The sequence below is a fragment of the Ornithinibacillus halotolerans genome (assembly GCF_014637405.1).
GTDB lineage: Bacteria > Bacillota > Bacilli > Bacillales > Amphibacillaceae > Ornithinibacillus > Ornithinibacillus halotolerans.
Window position 1 is genome coordinate 64919 of sequence record NZ_BMEY01000019.1, and the last position, 18181, is coordinate 83099.

20 protein-coding genes and 2 other annotated features are annotated in these 18181 nt (G+C 34.5%); of the genes, 7 read left to right on the forward strand and 13 right to left on the reverse strand.

What is annotated here, in order from left to right:
- Nucleotides 1–30: 30 nt before the first annotated feature.
- Complete coding sequence (locus IEV35_RS15865) at nt 31–774, reverse strand: TrmH family RNA methyltransferase (RefSeq protein WP_188385649.1); 744 nt, start codon at nt 772–774, stop codon at nt 31–33.
- Between the two features lie 97 nt (nt 775–871).
- Here IEV35_RS15865 and sspI point away from each other — a divergent pair, with 97 nt between their 5' ends.
- From sspI to IEV35_RS15890, 5 genes are all read left to right on the forward strand, one after another.
- Nucleotides 872–1093: a small acid-soluble spore protein SspI gene (gene sspI / locus IEV35_RS15870; RefSeq protein ID WP_188385650.1), complete on the forward strand. Its 222-nt coding sequence runs from the start codon at nt 872–874 to the stop codon at nt 1091–1093.
- A 322-nt stretch (nt 1094–1415) separates the two neighbouring features.
- Entirely contained in the window at nt 1416–2999 is a 1584-nt protein-coding gene (locus IEV35_RS15875) for a DUF6583 family protein (protein WP_188385651.1), read from the forward strand.
- Nucleotides 3000–3027: 28 nt separating this feature from the next.
- Complete coding sequence (locus tag IEV35_RS15880; RefSeq protein WP_268237935.1) at nt 3028–4251, forward strand: ABC transporter permease; 1224 nt, start codon at nt 3028–3030, stop codon at nt 4249–4251.
- Nucleotides 4248–5366 carry an ABC transporter permease gene (locus IEV35_RS15885; RefSeq protein WP_188385653.1) on the forward strand — a complete coding sequence of 373 codons (1119 nt, stop codon included), beginning with the start codon at nt 4248–4250 and terminating at the stop codon, nt 5364–5366. Before IEV35_RS15880 ends, IEV35_RS15885 begins: the two co-directional genes overlap by 4 nt.
- A complete protein-coding gene (locus IEV35_RS15890) occupies nt 5359–6030 on the forward strand; it encodes an ABC transporter ATP-binding protein (RefSeq protein ID WP_188385654.1) in 672 nt (223 codons plus the stop codon). Before IEV35_RS15885 ends, IEV35_RS15890 begins: the two co-directional genes overlap by 8 nt.
- 439 nt (nt 6031–6469) lie before the next feature.
- On the opposite strand, the gene IEV35_RS15895 is transcribed toward IEV35_RS15890, so the two are convergent.
- Both IEV35_RS15895 and IEV35_RS15900 read right to left on the reverse strand, forming a co-directional pair.
- Nucleotides 6470–6955 carry a GNAT family N-acetyltransferase gene (locus IEV35_RS15895; protein WP_229740773.1) on the reverse strand — a complete coding sequence of 162 codons (486 nt, stop codon included), beginning with the start codon at nt 6953–6955 and terminating at the stop codon, nt 6470–6472.
- A 73-nt stretch (nt 6956–7028) separates the two neighbouring features.
- Complete coding sequence (locus tag IEV35_RS15900; RefSeq protein WP_188385656.1) at nt 7029–7604, reverse strand: NUDIX hydrolase; 576 nt, start codon at nt 7602–7604, stop codon at nt 7029–7031.
- Nucleotides 7605–7765: 161 nt separating this feature from the next.
- Between IEV35_RS15900 and IEV35_RS15905 the strand changes: the two genes are divergently transcribed.
- The gene (locus tag IEV35_RS15905; protein ID WP_188385657.1) at nt 7766–8377 is read left to right on the forward strand and encodes a lytic transglycosylase domain-containing protein; all 612 of its coding nucleotides are present in this window, start codon (nt 7766–7768) and stop codon (nt 8375–8377) included.
- A 62-nt stretch (nt 8378–8439) separates the two neighbouring features.
- Here the strand turns inward: IEV35_RS15905 and IEV35_RS15910 are convergent, their stop codons facing one another.
- Complete coding sequence (locus tag IEV35_RS15910) at nt 8440–9525, reverse strand: M42 family metallopeptidase (RefSeq protein WP_188385658.1); 1086 nt, start codon at nt 9523–9525, stop codon at nt 8440–8442.
- A gap of 84 nt (nt 9526–9609) precedes the next feature.
- Complete coding sequence (gene dut, locus IEV35_RS15915) at nt 9610–10044, reverse strand: dUTP diphosphatase (RefSeq protein WP_188385659.1); 435 nt, start codon at nt 10042–10044, stop codon at nt 9610–9612.
- Nucleotides 10045–10186: 142 nt separating this feature from the next.
- Between dut and IEV35_RS15920 the strand changes: the two genes are divergently transcribed.
- Entirely contained in the window at nt 10187–10573 is a 387-nt protein-coding gene (locus tag IEV35_RS15920; RefSeq protein WP_188385660.1) for a sigma-w pathway protein ysdB, read from the forward strand.
- 39 nt (nt 10574–10612) lie between these two features.
- Here the strand turns inward: IEV35_RS15920 and IEV35_RS15925 are convergent, their stop codons facing one another.
- From IEV35_RS15925 to ytxC, 8 genes are all read right to left on the reverse strand, one after another.
- Nucleotides 10613–11188 (reverse strand): TVP38/TMEM64 family protein, encoded by a 576-nt coding sequence (locus IEV35_RS15925; protein ID WP_188385661.1) that lies wholly within the window; start codon nt 11186–11188, stop codon nt 10613–10615.
- 79 nt (nt 11189–11267) lie between these two features.
- Entirely contained in the window at nt 11268–11528 is a 261-nt protein-coding gene (locus IEV35_RS15930) for a DUF1294 domain-containing protein (protein WP_188385662.1), read from the reverse strand.
- Nucleotides 11529–12214: 686 nt separating this feature from the next.
- Nucleotides 12215–12574, reverse strand: a complete 360-nt coding sequence (gene rplT, locus IEV35_RS15935; protein WP_188385663.1) for a 50S ribosomal protein L20 — start codon at nt 12572–12574, stop codon at nt 12215–12217.
- A gap of 75 nt (nt 12575–12649) precedes the next feature.
- A complete protein-coding gene (rpmI, locus tag IEV35_RS15940) occupies nt 12650–12844 on the reverse strand; it encodes a 50S ribosomal protein L35 (protein WP_188385664.1) in 195 nt (64 codons plus the stop codon).
- 32 nt (nt 12845–12876) lie between these two features.
- Nucleotides 12877–13383, reverse strand: coding sequence for a translation initiation factor IF-3 (gene infC / locus IEV35_RS15945; protein WP_188385665.1), 507 nt, complete (start codon nt 13381–13383; stop codon nt 12877–12879).
- A gap of 68 nt (nt 13384–13451) precedes the next feature.
- Nucleotides 13452–13573 (reverse strand) — a sequence feature (ribosomal protein L20 leader region).
- 123 nt (nt 13574–13696) lie between these two features.
- Nucleotides 13697–14602 carry a VOC family protein gene (locus IEV35_RS15950; RefSeq protein ID WP_188385666.1) on the reverse strand — a complete coding sequence of 302 codons (906 nt, stop codon included), beginning with the start codon at nt 14600–14602 and terminating at the stop codon, nt 13697–13699.
- Nucleotides 14603–14723: 121 nt separating this feature from the next.
- Nucleotides 14724–16673, reverse strand: coding sequence for a threonine--tRNA ligase (gene thrS, locus IEV35_RS15955; protein WP_188385667.1), 1950 nt, complete (start codon nt 16671–16673; stop codon nt 14724–14726).
- A 68-nt stretch (nt 16674–16741) separates the two neighbouring features.
- Nucleotides 16742–16965: a binding site (T-box leader), on the reverse strand.
- Nucleotides 16966–17018: 53 nt separating this feature from the next.
- The gene (gene ytxC, locus IEV35_RS15960; protein WP_188385668.1) at nt 17019–17870 is read right to left on the reverse strand and encodes a putative sporulation protein YtxC; all 852 of its coding nucleotides are present in this window, start codon (nt 17868–17870) and stop codon (nt 17019–17021) included.
- Between the last annotated feature and the right edge of the window lie 311 nt (nt 17871–18181).

The window sequence follows — 18181 nt, forward strand, 5'->3', positions numbered from 1 at the left end:
TATAGTCATTTTGCCTATAAAATGCAACATTTATCCCATGATATAATACATTAGAATACCTGCTGCGATACTTACATTTAACGATTCAGCTTTACCATAAATAGGTATCTTCACTATTTCATCCGATAAGTCAATTAATCCTGGATCTATCCCAGATCCTTCATTACCTAAAATTAGCGCAACTTTCTCTGTTGGCTTTACACTATGAAAGTTTTTTGAATTCGTGAGGGCACTAGCCCAAATACTGTAACCTTTATCCTTTAAATGGTTAATGCACACACTTAAATTATCCTGAACGACTGGTATATGGAATAATGAGCCTTGTGTTGACCGAATAACTTTATCATTATATAAGTCAACAGTCCCCTCGCCTAGAACAACCGCATCAAAACCTGCTGCATCTGCTGTTCGAATAATAGTTCCTAAATTTCCTGGATCTTGAATACGATCAAGTAACAGGACACGATTTCCACTAATCATGGAATTAGCTTGAATTTGCAGTACAGCTGCAATACCTTGTGGAGCTTTAGTTTGAGAAATATGTTGAAATACATGTTCTTCAACAACTGTTACAAGTATATCTTCATCATTTATCCAAGATGGTAAATCTATGTCATTTTGGATGATAATCTCTTTTATTTTCCAATTACTTTTTATCGCTTCTTGAATTAAATGAAAACCTTCAATAATAAATGTTTCTGTCTTCATCCTATCTTTACGATTATGTAGTTTACGCCAATTTTTTACCTTTTCATTCTTTAATGATGTAATCAATTTATTCATCCCTATCTTTTAATCTTATATCATCATACATATTTAATCCTAAACTGGTCAAACTATCCATAGTTTAATCCAATTAAGGGGTGATTTTTTGAATCTAAATTTACGTAATGCAATAATATCTAACATTGCATCGAATGACCAAAACCAACTAGAAGCAACTATTGTAGATGCTATTCAATCTGGTGAAGAAAAAATGCTTCCTGGATTAGGTGTATTATTCGAGTTGATTTGGAATCAATCCGACGAACAAGAAAAACAGGAAATGGTTGAAGCTCTTGAACAAGGAGTTAAAAACGCATCATCAAATTGAAGATAAAATGAAGGTATCCGAATTGGATGCCTTTTTTAATTTCTTTATCAAGTCTAGACACATTAATAATTAATTCCTTAAAAACATGTCATTATACCTATGCTTGTCTAATATATATTATTATCATATCTATTTCTATATCAATGACGCACACAAAGGTCTAAAGAACTATGAGGTGAGTAAATTTTCTTAGGGTAACTAAGCATTTAGAATCATTTTTAAAAAATTCAATTTTGTTTATTCATTTTTAGCTTATTATTGTACAATGGATATATTGCTTTATCCTTCTATTTTTATGTAATTATTTGAAAGGGGAATATCAATGGAAGATTACAATCAAGATGTCAAACTGAAGAAAAAGGGGTTTACTAAACTAACAGCAATTATTGTTGCAGCTGTCGTTCTACTTTTAGGAGGAAGTGTAGCAGCATTTGTACTACTAGACAACAACTCTCCAAAACAAAGTTATTTCTTATCGGAAAAGAACACATTTGAATTTTTCGAGGAACAATTAAAAGAACGTTATGAATCTGAAATAGAATGGTCTGAAAAGTCACAAGAAAATCCGATCCAAGATATCTATGAATTATCCGCAGAAGTAAATATGCCACTTTCTGATGGAACAGCTTACGTCACTCCGGAACAAATTATTAATAATTCGACGATTACGATTACAACAGGTTTAGACTACAAAGAAAAAGTTGCAGCCGCTGAAATACAAGGTGGTTTCGGTAATTTTACAATTGAAGACATTAACGTTTATCTAACTGAAGATCGATTTATGCTAGGTTTACCATTTATTAATGAAATACTACAATTAAAGGGTGACGATTTCGGTAAGTTAGGACAACAGTTTGACCCTACCTTTACTGGAGAAGAAAAGATTGATTTCGGCATGTTCTTTGACCGCAATATTATGGCCGAAGAAGATATTAAATATTTAGAAGAAGAATATGGAAAAGAAATCTATGATGCGTTACCTGATGAGGCATTTGAATCAGCCGATGAAACAGTTAAAATTGGTGATGATAATATTAAAACTGAAAAAATTACATTCCATTTAACTGAAGAACAAGTTAAGAAAATTCTTACTGATACGTTATCAAAAATGGCCGAAGATGAGCGTCTAAAAGAAATCTTGTTAGACTATGTTCAAACACAAGTTACTGGACCAGTTGTATTTGGTGAAGGTGTTGACTTAGGTCTTTCTGATTTTGAAAGTGAATTTGAAACAGCAATGCAAGATGCGATTGATGGACTTGATAGCTTTGTTATACCAAATGGATTTACTTCAACGATATGGGTAAGTGATGATGTAATTGTTAAACGTGATTTCTCCATGGAAATGGGACCAACAAATGACCAACTCGTTACTTTCTATATTTCCGGAACATTAAAGAAAAATGAAACAGATGTAACATTTGACTATGATTTCGGAGTAGAGGATCAAGGAATTGATTATTCACTTTCATTAGTTGGAGAACTTTCTAATGATGACGGTAATATCCAAGATAAAATTACTGTATCCGTTGATTCTATCCAATTAATCTATGAATCTAATGAAACATTAAAAGATAGTAAACGTGATTTCGATCGAACTGTATCCTTTATCGATGAAACAGGATATCAATTCGATTTAATCTGGACTGGTAATTCAGAATATGATGGAGATCAAATGAATTCTTCACATGAGTTTACTGTTGGCAGTGATGATATTATGCAAGACTTAGTAATACTCTATGTTGATAAAGAATCTAAATTAGTTGACAGTATTGAACTTCCAAATGAAGATGAAGTGAAAGATATAGGCAGCATGTCCATCGATGAAATTACATCCTACTTTGAAAATGATGTAATGCCAGAGTTTGAAAAATGGATGATGGGTATAATTGGTTTTGGCTTTTAATTGATTGATAGTTAAGTAGGTGAACCTTATGCAATTCCTGAAGTTAGTAACACTATTCACCAAAAATAATCTATTACAGCTCAGGAGGAAGTGGATAACACTTCCTCTTCTTTTGCTCTTTCCTTTTCTTTTATTAAGTATTATCGCCAGTTTCATTGTTATATATTTTAACAACCTTGAAAATGAACCATTACAAATTGGATTAGTGGATTTAGATCAGTCAAAAGAAACAAAAATGATTGTTCAATTATTAGAAGACTCATCTCAACTTGGTGAGCATATTCAAATCAACCAACTTACTAAGGAAGATGCAGAAAGAAAAATTATTGATGATGAATTAGTTTCCTATATATTATTTCCAGAAGAATTTGCACAGAAACTATACGATGGTGATTCTGTTATCGTAACAATTGTCGGTAATCCCGCTCGACAAACGGAGAGCTTTTTAATTAAAGAATTAGTAGAGAGTGCTGCCAGACATATTGGAGTTTCCCAGGCAAACATTTTGACAATTAACCGTTATCTTCATGAAATGGGTATAGATTCTAAAGAACGAAATCAAATCGTACTAGAGCAATTCAACGAATTTCTTATTTATGCTATTGGTCGAGATAGTGCTTTAAAGCAAAATGAATTAACAAATAATGTTACAACCTCACCAAAAGAATACTTTGGATTAGCAGTTTTCTTTTTTGTTTTAACGATTTGGATTGTATCGATTTATCACCTATTTATTCGTGAACAGACAAAACAAATAAGAATTAGAATGAGCCTTTATGGTGTAACAGAACTTCAACAAATAATGGCAAGAATCGTTATTTCATTTATTCTAACTACACTATTGGGTGGGATTTTACTTGTTATCCTGCAACAATTTCTTGACATAACATCAGTAAAAGAGAATTTTACTTCATTAATCGCTATTATTGGTATTTATATTCTTCTTATTTTATTTGTTATTACTATTATTGAAACGCTTATACCATCTAATAAGCTTCGATTATTTATACAGGTAATTACAATAGGAATTATTTTATTAGCTAGTGGCTCGCTTATCCCAGCCATCTATCTGCCGCTATACATACAGGAATTCTTACCATTTGTTTTTACTTATCAAGCATTTTATTGGTTAGAGGAAATTCTACTTAATGGACGAACTTATGTGGATTTTATTCCGCTTTTATTATCACTTGGTACTGGAGCATTTACTTTAGTCGGAATATCGTTATTAAAGGAGCGTGTTAAGTCATGATTAATCTTTTATATACACGCTTACTCCTTTGGAAAAGAAGAACATTAAATTTGCTCATTTGGCTATTATTACCTACTGTTGGAACATTTCTGTTTATTACATCAGCTACTACGCTTCAAGAAGATGCAAGAGTCCCAATTGCTATCGTATTGGAAGAAGAATCGAATCTTGCTAATGAACTGCTTCAAGAATTGGTAACCTCTGAAATGATTCATGTCATGGAAATGACGGAGGAAGAAGCAGTTCATGAACTAAAACAACATGATGTAGATAGTGTATTTATAATTGAAAAAGGCTTCGAAAACAATATTTTAAATGGTCGAAGAAATAATGTTCTCACAAGCTATAGAACAGACCTTTCCTTTGCTTATTCTCCAGTAAAAGAAATGATTGTTTCACTCGTACAAGAAAAGTCCGTACGTGCCAAAGCTGCTCTATTTCTCCAAAGAGAGTTTGAGGGAACGTTGACATTCGAAGAGATCGTTAATCGCAGTAAGCAAATACAGCTGGAAGAGAATCTATTGAACACGGATTTTGTTTATTCAAATACAGTAGAAAGTACAGAAACTCCTTCCCTATTAAACTGGAATACATGGGGTATCTGGGCAGTGCTCAGTTTACTTAGTACATTATTTCTAATGGACTGGATTATTCGTGAACGAGAATTAGCAGTATCTACTCGTTTTTCTTTTTTAAAAATGACACGGACTAGCTATTTTGCACGAACACTCTTTCTATACATCGGATTATTTTTTCTATTTGATTTAATTAGTATCGTTGTGTTTTCTGTATTTCTTAATGAATCTATATCTACTAGGTTTATCCTTGAACTTATAAGTTTTCGTATCATGGTTTCTTTGCTGTCATTTGGTATCGCACAATTCTTTAAGAGACTATCCTTTTATTATAGTTTTTCAATTCTGATCACATTAATGCTGCTCATCTTAAGTGGAGTAATTGTACCTATTGAAGGATTTATTCCTAAGCAACCCTTGTTGGAGTATTTAAACCCACTACATGCATTTGTGTCTGGTGAGATTACAATCGTTTGGCTTTTGATTAGCTTACTTACTGTAATGTTAGCCTTCATTCGAAAGGAGATTGCTAATGCTTAAACTAGAAAACCTTTCTAAAAAGTATGGAAAAAATAAAGTAATTGAAGACCTCTCCTTTTCTGTTAATCCAGGTGAAATTATTGGACTCGTTGGAGAAAATGGAGCTGGAAAATCTACTCTATTACGAATATTAGCGACTATTGAGAAGCCCAATCGAGGGGATATTAGTTTTAATCAATTTACTTATTCTAATAACCGGAAGGAAATCAGAAAGTTAATTGGCTATGTTCCACAAGATATAGCAATTTGGGAAGAGTTATCCGTGAAGGAAAACATGCATTTTTTTGAAAAACTATCTTTCCATTCTAAAACAACAGAGGAATTAAGAAATATTTGTTTAGACATGAATTTAGATAAGTGGAAAGACCCCGTAAAAACACTTTCTGGTGGAATGAAACGAAAGTTAAATATAGCAATTACACTAATTCATGACCCTACGGTATTACTCTTAGATGAGCCAACAGTAGGGATTGATTTAAAATCAAAAAAAGAGATTGGGTCGTATCTATGGAAGCAAGCCAAAGAACATCAACGAATCATTATTTATACTTCACATGATATGGATGAGATAAACGAGCTTTGTGATCGAATTATTTGTATTGGGAAAGATACTTTTTACGAGGATATGTTAAAGAAGTTAGGTAAGGAGATTGTTTCAATATAATTTTCTAAAGAACAAGATTGGGCATAACAAATTCTCACAAGGGTAAAACCGAACATTAAAGTAAGTGCATCTAACCCGCCCCGGAAATATACTGCGCTTTCACTTTCGAGTACAGGGGCGACATCTGCTCGAAAGAACCATCGCAGTGTCTACCTTGCCGTGGGCGGCTGGTGAGCCAGGCTACTACTTGAATAAGCTTCTTCGCTGCCTTGCACCGAGGAAACTTTCTTCGAAGCATGACTTGCAGACGCAGGTGCATCAACGGGGTCTCACCTAAGCCTATCCTCCCGCTGGACAAGGAACGCTTCGGCAGCAATTCATCGCACGCAGAAAAAAGTGGTTTTCTTTTTTCAAGGAGTCTACGTATATTTCCGGAGCTAATGTATCGAATTGTTGGGCTTTAAAATTAGAAATTTAGCCCTAGCCTCATTTTTCGTAATCACTTTTCAATTTCTTTAATATAATCAAACAGAGTTAGTTTATCTGATACGTGATGTTCTCCAACTTTTTTATATCCGAGTTTTTCATAGAAATGTTGGTTTCTTATATTTAAATGTGGTGTATCTAAATTCCAGGTCTTTGCATTTGGAAACTCATTTTCGATTAACTGCATTATATGAGTTCCAAATCCTTTATTTTGATGGGCACCCGCCAAAAATATTCTGTTTAGACGATACCTACCATCGCCTAGATTTCGAATATCGATACCACCTATTATTTCCTGTTCTAACAGAATCGTATAATGTAAAAATTGGTTAATTTTCGCAAGCAGTCTTTCAAGTGGTTCATTAACAGGGCTCGTCTGATAGTCTTGATATGTTAATAAATCCTTAGCAAAGGCTTCTTTTTGTATTTTCAAAAGCTTCTTGAGATCGGTTTCCAAACTTCGTCTTATCTCTAACATTTTTTCGATCGACCTTCCCATTACTAGTAATTTCTAGAATTATACTATTCTCCATATAACCCCATTTGATAAATTATCTCTTACGCCTCTCACCTTATTTAGCTAGTAAACTATTTATCCACTCAGATTCTTTCTTAATCAACCTAGATAAAAATTGAAGCTGCGGAAAAGCTTCTAAAAGTAACTTCTCATCAACTTTTTCCTTTAGAACTGCCCGACCACCATGTTTAGTGAATTCTTTCAACGTCAATCTTCTACTACATATATGGAGGATATCTTCTGGAGATAAAAATAAAAGTCCACTCGTCTCAGAAGAAGGAAATGGTTCCGCATCCGAATAACCAATATACATAACAGTATATGATTCCTTTTCATTTCCTTTAATTAATAAAGGCCTTATTGGATCTTGAACTTCTACATGAGATGGTTCATCCGCCCAATTGTTTAAATAATATGTAGTAGGAGCATTGATTGGTGCAAAATTGACTGCCGCTTCTTCCAAAACTTCTCGTTTCGCTGTGTCTAATGAGTTCTCATAATCCTCAGTATGTCCACCTAATCGTACAACACCAAGTTTGCTACCGTCCTTTGTTGGTCCAACTTGAAAGATAAAACATTCATTGTATATAACGTATGCTCCTGCGGTTTTAACAATTTTTCTAATATCCATTTTTACCACCTTACATACAGTCTGATAATTTGATTATTTAAATCTATTCTAGCATATTACAATTTAATCACTACTAGTAATTTATTATAAATAGAATAGATTTTAATCTACTATTTCTATAATTTATAGTAGAATAGAGTAGAGTTAGAGGAGCGATTTATATGGACATCAGACAAATACAAATACTAATACAGCAGCAAGCTATGTCAATTTTAAATTCAAGTAATAATTCAATGAATAATCAATCTCCTATTATTGACTTAGCTTTTAAACAAATTCTAGAAAATTCACTAACAGAGGCTGTACAAAATAACAAACAAACGAACATGCCTCAACTTTCACCACTTGCACTTAATCATAAAGTCGGACAAGTGAATGTTGATTTACTACCGAACAAGAATAATTACAGTGCGTATATTACAGAAGCCTCCAATCGATATCAAGTCGACGAGAAACTTATTCAATCTGTTATTAAACAAGAGTCTAACTTTAATCAGTTTGCTAAGAGTAGCGCTGGGGCAGAAGGATTAATGCAATTAATGCCAGCAACTGCAAACATGTTAGGTGTTACGGATTCTTATGATGCTCAGGATAATATCAATGGAGGTACAAAGTATTTACGTCAAATGCTCGACCGCTACAATGGTAATTTGGAGCTTGCTCTTGCTGCTTATAATGCAGGGCCCGGAAATGTAGACAAATACAATGGAATTCCACCTTTTGAGGAAACGCAAAACTACGTCAAAAAAGTTTTAACGAATTACTTTAGTTAAGAAGAATGTATATCATAGAAAACACGCACTGTATATTTAACAGTGCGTGTTTTTCATTATTATTAACTTAAAATAATCTCATTTACTGTTTCACGATCTAATTTCTTAATTACTTCAACAATTAATTTAACGGCATTTTCAAAATCATCGCGATGAAGAATTGCTGCATGAGAATGAATATATCGTGTTGCAATTGTAATTGATAGGGACGGTACCCCATTTGCTGTTAAATGAATAGAACCTGAATCTGTTCCTCCACCTGCAATAGAAGTGTATTGGAATGGAATATTATTTTCTTCCGCAGTTTGAACCACTAAGTCACGAACACCTTTATGAGAAATCATTGATGCATCATAGAGCACTATTTGAGGCCCTTCACCAATTTTACTATCTGCATCTGAATCTTTAATACCTGGTGTATCTCCAGCAATACCAACATCGACACCAAAACCAATATCTGGTTTAATTGCATGTGTTGCAGTTTTAGCACCTCGTAGACCAACTTCTTCTTGTACGGTACCAACTCCATACACAACATTTGGATGATTTTCACCTTTTAATTGCTTTAATACTTCAATAGCAATTGCACAACCAATGCGGTTATCCCAAGCTTTTGCTAATAATAACTTTTCGTTTTTCATCGGTGTAAATTCAAAGTATGGGACAACTGAATCACCTGGTCTTACTCCGAATTCTGTTGCTTCCGCTTTACTGGATGCACCAATATCAATAAACATATCTTTAATTTCAACTGGCTTTTTACGTTCTGCTGCCGAAAGGATATGAGGTGGTTTTGAACCAATAACTCCTGTCACGTCCCCTTTTGAAGTCATAATCGTTACACGTTGTGATAACATTACTTGGCTCCACCAACCACCAATAGTTTGGAAATAAACAAAGCCTTTCTCATCAATTCTTGTTACCATAAAGCCAATTTCATCTAAGTGGCCAGCAACCATTATTTTAGGACCATTTTCTTCCCCAACTTTTTTTGCAATTAAGCTGCCGATATTATCAGTAAAAACTTCATCTGCGTAAGGGCTTATGTATTTCTCCATCACGTCTCTTGCTTCTTTTTCATGTCCAGAGATGCCTTTAGCATCTGTTAAATCTTTTAGCATTGTTAATGTTTCATCTAAATGAGCCATTTGCTTACCTCCAATATTTAGTATTCTATCTAGTATAACGTGAATTTTATTTTTTGAATATTATTATCCCTTTCTAATTAGAACTTATTGACCAGATGAACCAAAACCACCAGAATCCCTGTCTGAGGTAGAAAGTACGTCTGTTTCCTCCATAGTAACATGTAGTACAGGAGCAATAACCATTTGTGCTATTCTCATATGTTTTTCCACTTTGAATGCTTGTTTACCATGGTTTATCATGATTACTTTAATTTCTCCCCTATACCCTTCATCAATTGTTCCAGGTGTATTCAATAGGGTTATCGAGTGTTTTAATGCTAGTCCACTTCTTGGCCGAATTTGAGCTTCTGTTCCTTTCGGTAATTCCATCTGGATTCCAGTTCTTAGTAACGCTGTTGCACCAGGTTCAATGATCTTTTCCTCAATAGAAAATAAATCTAATCCAGCATCTCCTTCATTTGCACGATAAGGTAGTTTCGCATCTTCATGTACAAGTTTTATTTTCAATTTATAATTCATTTTTTATCCCTCAATTCTACCTGTTAATACTCAAAAACATATAATAATATTATTGTAATATATTTTTCACAAAAAAAGTGAAACCTTGTGAACGACCATTACGTAGAGGATAATAATAACCAGAGCTTAGGAGACGATGGTCATGATTGTAATTATGTTTCGAGTGTTAATTATTGCTGCTATTATTTTACTTGTCTATTCTATTATACAATACTTTCGCAATCCACAAAGGCAATTGGAAAATGCAAAAGGAACAAAAGAATTCTATCTTTTAGATGAACAAGACAACAGTAAAAAGAATTTACATTTTGTGTATAAAGGCTGTCAATTCGAGGGTGAAAAATATGTAGGTACAACTGAAGACTCTTTTCAAATAGTTGATATCCATGTTACGGTTCATGATCCACTCGAATTACAAGGACTAACAAGAGATGATATTTATTTCTTAGAAAAGGAACTTTTTTTACGATATCCACACGCTAAAGTAACTTGGAAGCATCCAATAAATAAATTACTTTTAAACAATTAAAGGCTTAGGGAATACGATTCCCCAAGCCTTTATTTAGTATTAAGGCGAACTTGTTTGAAAAAAGTCTTCCCACTTAATAACAATTTCCTTTCTTCTAAGAGCATATATTAAGAGGAGTAGTGCAGATAGTGATATGAGGATATGCATTGGGGATAAGCTTGATAGCCAGCCTCCAACTGTTGTGTAAACTAATGCTAAAGGTATATTGGTGAGTATGGAATTTCTGGTGTATTCCTTAAAGCTAGAAGAAATTTCAATAATACATAATGACAGCAAGTGAAAATGTATAAATGGAATAAGTCGTAATAAAGATATTTGTGTAAGGGTTAATTCCGTATGCTTACCTATTAATTTTTGTTTCATTCTTAGAAATCGTTCCGACACTTTGGGCATCCATTTAATTACAAAATAAAACATTATACTAGATAAAGTAATTCCGAAAATAGAATAGATTGCCCCATAGAACACTCCAAATAGAATCCCACCAGATACACAAATAAAAACTACCGGTAAAAAGAATAGAGGACGAATTAAGTGGGCCGCAATAAATAATAATGGAGCGAATAATCCTCCGGTCTGGACAATAGCCATAAGATAATTTCCGAATATCTCCATAAGTTGCCTCCTTCTTTTACATAATAAGAAGTATAATTGCATGAACTAATAGTACATGTATATGACAAGAGACGAGCTATTATGACATGTAAAAATAACTAAATAGTACAATATGAACAACTATTATTAATGGTAAGCCTATCCGAAATGATGTATGCTTTGTTTTGTGACGAAATACCCTCATTCCAAGAAATGCACCTATTGCCCCACCTAATAATGCTACTCCCCAGAGTGTTCTTTCAGGTATACGCCATTCATTATTTCTTGCTTTCTTTTTGTCCACTCCCATCAACACAAAACCTAATAAATTAGCAAAACCTATGTAAAAAATTAATTCCATCTACTCATCTCCTATATAATTCAAATTCTATTTAAATTGTTTTTTCCTGCTTGCTACCCCGTGGAAATACTATCCTTGACATGTTTCTTGGCGCTTAATGCTCGTTTCCACCGTGATAATGCTTCTCTAGGCTGTTTCTTTGGGCCTTAGTGTTCTTTTCTACCGTGATAGGGCTGCTCTCGGCTGTTCTGCCGGGGCTTTGCATTCGTTTCTACCGTTACAGGGCTGCTCTCGGCTTGTTCCTTGGAGCTTAACGCTCGTTTCTACCGTGATAAGGCTGCTCTCGGCTGTTCTTCGGGCCTTAACCTTCTTTTCTACCGTGATAGGGCTGCTCTCGGCGTGTTCCTTGGGACTTAATGCTCGTTTCTACCGTGATAATGCTTCTCTCGGCTGTTCTTCGGGCCTTAACCTTCTTTTCTACCGTGATAAGGCTGCTCTCGGCTTGTTCCTTGGAGCTTAACGCTCGTTTCTACCGTGAGAATGCTTCTCTCGGCTGTTCTTCGGGCCTTAACCTTCTTTTCTACCGTGATAGGACTTCTCTCGGCATGTTCTTTTGGACTTATCACTCGTTTCTACTTTGATAATACTTCCCTCTAACCGTAACTAAAGATTCTAATATTTATCTTTCGTTCTTTACAAACAAAAATGAGGTGATGAGGGAAATACCCTCATCACCTCATAATAAATTAGTTATTTAATGCAGCTTTAGCTTTTTCAGCTAATTGAGCAAATGCTTGAGAATCATTTACCGCTAAATCAGAAAGCATTTTACGGTTAATTTCAATACCTGCTAATTTTAATCCGTGCATTAATTTGTTGTAAGAAAGATCGTTCATGCGTGCTGCAGCATTGATACGAGCGATCCAAAGCTTACGGAATTCACGTTTTCTATTTTTACGGTCACGGTAAGCATATTGACCTGATTTCATTACTTGTTGTTTTGCTGTTTTAAATAAAGTTCTCTTAGAACCGTAGTAACCTTTTGCTAATTTAAGTACGCGTTTACGACGAGCGCGCGTAACTGTTCCACCTTTAACACGTGGCATAGTAATTCCCTCCTAGTACTTATACGTAGTATGTCTATTCATTTTATTCGCTAATAATTTTAATTGTAATACTTCTTATTTAGGAAGCATTGCTTTGATGCGTTTGAAGTCTCCAGAAGAAACTAGTGCACCTTTACGTAATTTACGTTTTTGTTTTTGTGATTTATGAGCGAACATATGGCTTGTGTATGCGTGAGCTCTTTTTACTTTTCCGCTACCAGTTTTTTTGAAACGTTTAGCAGAACCTTTATGAGTTTTCATTTTTGGCATGTTGATTTCCTCCTCGAATGCATAAATATTTATTACTTATTTTCATTGATTGGAGCAAGCATCATAAACATGTTACGACCTTCCATTTTCGGTTGAGATTCCACTGTTGCAATGTCTTTTACTTCCTTTGCAAAGCGATCTAATACCTCACGGCCAAGCTCCTTATGGGTAATCGCACGTCCGCGGAAACGAACTGCTGCTTTAACTTTATCACCTTTTTCAAGGAATTTACGAGCATTCTTTAACTTTGTATCAAAGTCATGTTGCCCAATTCCAGGTGTAAAGCGTACTTCTTTAACGTTAATAACTTTTTGATTTTTGCGAGCTTCTTTTTCTTTCTTTTGCTGCTCGTAACGGAATTTACCGTAATTCATGATTCTAGCAACAGGTGGTTTTGCATTAGGTGCCACTAAAACTAAATCTAAGTTAGCTTTTTGTGCTAATTCTAATGCTTCTTGTCGTGATTTCACTCCAAGTTGATCACCGTTTGCGTCAATCAATCGTAATTCTTTCGCACGAATCTTTTCATTAACGTTCATATCTTTGCTAATAGCCAGCCACCTCCAAATTATTTAGGGTTTCGATCTATTTTCTGACAAGTTTTTTATTAAACAAAAAAATGTGAGCGCACAAATGCACCCACACGTCCTCTAGTTTACAAAAGATGTGAACCAGCCAACTACTTAACAGCGTTGTGCAGGTGAGAAGCGGGTGCCTCTACTTGTCATCAGATCATTCAATTATATTCAACTTTTATAGATTACCATAGAATTGAATATATTGTCAACCCATGTTTCATCTATTAGTATACACTATTCGTCCAAATATGAAAAGCCTAGAGATAAAGCAAGATTATTTATTAGCGTAAATTCTTTGTAATGTTGGTAAATCAATTTTCTTCATTTTAAGTACTGCTTGATTTAAACGATTTATTTGCTCAGGTGTGCTAGTTGACATCATCTCACCCATTGCAGTCGGTACAATTTGCCATGATATACCAAACTTGTCTTTCAACCACCCACATTGCTCTGCTTCAGGAACAGCAGATAATTTATCCCAGTAATAGTTAATTTCCTCTTGTGTGTCACAATTCACCATGAAAGAAATAGCTTCATTAAATTGATATGAATGTTCCATGCCACTGTCCATGGCAATAAACCACTGCTCAAGAAGCCTAAAATCAGAAAACATAATCATACCTTCTTCATCAAATTCCATACCTTGAGGGTAACGAGCAACATTCCCTTGTTCGGAATCCGAAAAGATAGATAAATAAAAGTTCATTGCCTCATACGCCTTACCATATTGGTCTCCGACAAAAAGTAACGAAGGCATTATTCTTGAGCGATCTTCTAATTTAGTAAGCATTAATCGCCACGACAATCCATACTTATCTTGGATCCAGCCGTATTTTTCACTAAAAGGATATTGTTGAAGTGGCATTAACACTTTCCCATCCTCAGCTAATTTATTCCATATCTCGTCCATTTTCTCACTTGCATTTTCATCTTGTGATGGATCAAAAATAACTGTAAATGAAATCGATGGATTAAATCGGAAGTATGGTCCAGCACTAATCGCCATGAACTCTTGATTCCATAACTTAAACGATACGATAGGAGCATCACCAGATCGTGTATCATTCAGTGTTACATTATTAGTAACACTTGAATCTGGAAAAATAGAAACATAAAATTCTGCCGCTTCTTTAGCTTCTTTATCAAACCATAAATGAGGTACCAAATTTTGATTTTTCATCAATCATTTACTCCTTCTTTAAAAAATCACCTTTAATTATCATTCATTTACAAAAAAAGACTATCAAATACTTCTATTTGATAGTCCATTCTATTATACACTAATTTTAATTCTTAAAACTTTACTTTTTCTTTCTTAATACTTTCTCTTCAATTTCATCTTTAATTAGTTGTTCAAAATCAGAATATGAAAGTGTCTCTGACTTTTGCTCACCATATCTCCTTACATTTACAGCATTTTCTTCAACTTCTTTATCTCCTACAACTAGCGCAAATGGAATTTTTTCCGTTTGTGCTTCGCGGATCTTATAGCCGATCTTCTCATCACGCTCATCTACTTCAACGCGAACTCCAGCAAATTGTAACTTTTCAGCTACTTTCTTCGCATAATCTAAATGGACTTGTGGAGAAACTGGAATAATCTTCGCTTGAACAGGTGCTAACCAAGTTGGGAATGCCCCTTTATATTCTTCCAGTAGGAATGCGACGAAACGTTCCATTGTAGATACAACGCCTCGGTGAATAACGACTGGACGATGTTCTTTTCCATCTTCTCCGATATAGGATAGTTCAAAGCGTTCTGGTAATAATACGTCTATTTGAACAGTTGATAATGTCTCATCTTTACCTAATGCTGTTTTTACTTGGACATCTAGTTTTGGTCCATAGAATGCAGCTTCGCCTTCTGCTTCCACATATTCCAAGTTCATATCTTCCATTGTTTCTTTTAAGACACCTTGTGTTCTTTCCCACATCTCATCATTATCGATATATTTCTCTTTATCTTCTGGATCTCGATACGATAGACGGAAATAGTAATCTTCAATACCAAAGTCTTTATATACATGTTGAATTAATTCAACAACACGAATAAATTCTTCTTTTAATTGGTCAGGACGAGCAAAAATATGAGCATCGTTTAGTGTCATACCACGTACACGTTGTAGTCCTGCAAGTGCCCCAGACATTTCATATCGATGCATAGTACCTAATTCTGCAATCCGAACAGGTAGATTACGATAACTCCATAATTGATTTTTGAAAATCATCATATGGTGTGGACAGTTCATCGGACGAAGTACTAATTCTTCATTATCCATTTGCATCGTAGGGAACATATCTTCTTGGTAATGATCCCAATGGCCACTTGTTTTATATAATTCCACATTGGCCATAATTGGTGTATATACATGGTCATAGCCTAAACGCTCTTCCAGGTCTACAATATAACGTTCAATTTGACGACGAATTGTTGCCCCTTTAGGTAACCAAAGTGGTAGGCCTTGACCTACTTTTTGATTTACAGTAAAAATACCTAATTCTTTACCTAGTTTACGGTGATCACGCTCTTTACGCTCTTCTAATATTTGAAGATATTCTTCAACTTGAGTTGCCTTTTCAAATGCAGTACCGTAAATTCGTTGTAACTGCTGATTATTACTATCGCCTCTCCAATATGCACCGGAGATACTTAGTAACTTAAACGCTTTTAATTTACTAGTTGATGGGACATGAATACCACGACAAAGGTCAAAAAACTCGCCTTGTTTGTAAATAGTCACTTGCTCATCTTCTGGTATTGCATCAATTAATTCCAGTTTTAAATCATCACCGATTTCCGAAAACATGTTTTTCGCTTCGTCACGAGAAACTTCGATACGTTCAATCTCTAAGTTCTCATCCACAATGCGCTTCATTTCTTTCTCAATTTTCGGTAAATCTTCAGGTGTTATCTTTACATCCATATCAAAGTCATAGTAGAATCCTTCTTCAATCACAGGACCAACACCAAATTTAACATCTTTATACAGTCGTTTAATAGCTTGTGCCATCAAATGGGCTGTCGAGTGTCTTGCAATTTCAACACCTTCAGCGTTTTTATACGTGATAATTTCAATTGCTCCACCTTCGTCTAATTCACGTCGTAAATCATACAGCTTACCATCCAATTTAATAGCTAATGCTTGTTTTCTTAATCCAGGTGAAATGGATGCAGCTATATCTTCTCCAGTTGTCCCTTGAGGGAATTCTTTACTTGCTCCATCAGGGAACACAATTGTAATATTAGCCATGATTAACACTCCTTTTTTTCTTTTTGCTCTGTAATATAAAAAAACGCCCATCCCTCTGCACTAAATTGCAAAGGGACGAGCGTTGGTCACGTGGTTCCACCCTAATTCCCGTAATTAATAATATTACGGCTTTAATCTTTAACGCAGATATACGCTACCATCTACTAAAATGTTCAATGATAGAGTTCAAAGGTGGTAATCATTTGGCCTTTATGAGGAAGCTTTCAGCCCATGACTTCCCTCTCTAATCATAATTGGTATCAAATGATCATGTCCTTATCCTTACAGATCAAGTATGAATATAATCCACATTATAGCGTTTCTTGTAAGGATAATCAAGTATTGTTATTGATTTTTTGAATAAGTAGGAAATGGAAACTTTTGAATTGGTTCAAAGTCTACTCTTTCCTGAAACACATTAATTACAGTTAATGTTTTAGGTTCAGATGGAAGATCTCCATAAATCTTAATTCTCTTTGGAGCCATTGCAATTAGAGGTGCTAAATTCCACTCATCTTCATCTAAACCAACTATGTAAAGTGGAGCATTTTGCATGACTGTTCTTAATTCCATCCGAGAAAATTGTTTTCCGCTTTCCTTAAAAAAAGAAAAAGATTTACCTTGTAAAATATGAACGATATTATAGCTAGGTTCTTTCTTTAAAATATATTCTCTAAGCATGTTTACAAATTCCTGATGTTCTTCTTCCCTTTTGTATTCATCAATTGCTAATCCTACAATATTGACGAGATAATCTTTAAATACTTTTAGACGAAAATTTACGATAGAGTCGAAATGTAATGTAGATGTATTTTTTATATTTGAAATAAATAAAGAATACAACAACTGCGTTGGATCATCCTTTTCATTTCTTACTTGCATACTTTCATCATCCTCACCAGCAATCAGCCAATGGGTAAGGTCTAATATTTTTTCAATCTCATCTTCATTAGAATAGTAATAATAATCTTTCGTTATCCCCTTTATCATATTGGATAATCGATGAGTAATAAAAACATCAACCATTGATTTAGCAACGGAGTCTGCTAAATCATGCTCGAGTTGCTGATACGTTATGTGTAAATGATTCCCCCAATCTTCACTTGTTTTCCAATGTAATTCAATATGCTTGTTATAAATAAATAATTGCTCACAAAAACTGATTACTTCTTTATTAGAAGAAAAATAAACATCCATTTAGCTTCACTCACCCTCAATCAAAACCGAACTGTTACATTATATGGACATACTTTTTAAAAAATGATTAATCCTTGAAAACTAGTAACAATAGTAAATAAGTGAGGTGTATATCTTAAGAAGCTAGAACCCTAAAATAGTGTTCAAATCCTTCGAATACATACAAAATTTATTTCTTTTTTAGAAAATCAAAACCACCAGTGTGAACTGGTGGTTTGCTCTGCGGCTTGAAGCCTCTGTTACCGGCCTTGGCCTTAAAGGCCCACTGAATGGTTTCCCCTTACGCACCACATCCACACACTGATTCTAAA

Bases quoted from the DNA above. Each gene is read 5' to 3' on its own strand.
- IEV35_RS15875 (WP_188385651.1), top strand. From the start codon at position 1,416: ATGGAAGATTACAATCAAGATGTCAAACTGAAGAAAAAGGGGTTTACT.
- IEV35_RS15880 (WP_268237935.1), top strand. From the start codon at position 3,028: ATGCAATTCCTGAAGTTAGTAACACTATTCACCAAAAATAATCTATTA.
- IEV35_RS15885 (WP_188385653.1), top strand. From the start codon at position 4,248: ATGATTAATCTTTTATATACACGCTTACTCCTTTGGAAAAGAAGAACA.
- IEV35_RS15890 (WP_188385654.1), top strand. From the start codon at position 5,359: ATGCTTAAACTAGAAAACCTTTCTAAAAAGTATGGAAAAAATAAAGTA.
- IEV35_RS15895 (WP_229740773.1), bottom strand. From the start codon at position 6,955: ATGGGAAGGTCGATCGAAAAAATGTTAGAGATAAGACGAAGTTTGGAA.
- IEV35_RS15900 (WP_188385656.1), bottom strand. From the start codon at position 7,604: ATGGATATTAGAAAAATTGTTAAAACCGCAGGAGCATACGTTATATAC.
- IEV35_RS15905 (WP_188385657.1), top strand. From the start codon at position 7,766: ATGGACATCAGACAAATACAAATACTAATACAGCAGCAAGCTATGTCA.
- IEV35_RS15910 (WP_188385658.1), bottom strand. From the start codon at position 9,525: ATGGCTCATTTAGATGAAACATTAACAATGCTAAAAGATTTAACAGAT.
- dut (WP_188385659.1), bottom strand. From the start codon at position 10,044: ATGAATTATAAATTGAAAATAAAACTTGTACATGAAGATGCGAAACTA.
- IEV35_RS15920 (WP_188385660.1), top strand. From the start codon at position 10,187: ATGATTGTAATTATGTTTCGAGTGTTAATTATTGCTGCTATTATTTTA.
- IEV35_RS15925 (WP_188385661.1), bottom strand. From the start codon at position 11,188: ATGGAGATATTCGGAAATTATCTTATGGCTATTGTCCAGACCGGAGGA.
- IEV35_RS15930 (WP_188385662.1), bottom strand. From the start codon at position 11,528: ATGGAATTAATTTTTTACATAGGTTTTGCTAATTTATTAGGTTTTGTG.
- rplT (WP_188385663.1), bottom strand. From the start codon at position 12,574: ATGCCACGTGTTAAAGGTGGAACAGTTACGCGCGCTCGTCGTAAACGC.
- rpmI (WP_188385664.1), bottom strand. From the start codon at position 12,844: ATGCCAAAAATGAAAACTCATAAAGGTTCTGCTAAACGTTTCAAAAAA.
- infC (WP_188385665.1), bottom strand. From the start codon at position 13,383: ATGAACGTTAATGAAAAGATTCGTGCGAAAGAATTACGATTGATTGAC.
- IEV35_RS15950 (WP_188385666.1), bottom strand. From the start codon at position 14,602: ATGAAAAATCAAAATTTGGTACCTCATTTATGGTTTGATAAAGAAGCT.
- thrS (WP_188385667.1), bottom strand. From the start codon at position 16,673: ATGGCTAATATTACAATTGTGTTCCCTGATGGAGCAAGTAAAGAATTC.
- ytxC (WP_188385668.1), bottom strand. From the start codon at position 17,870: ATGGATGTTTATTTTTCTTCTAATAAAGAAGTAATCAGTTTTTGTGAG.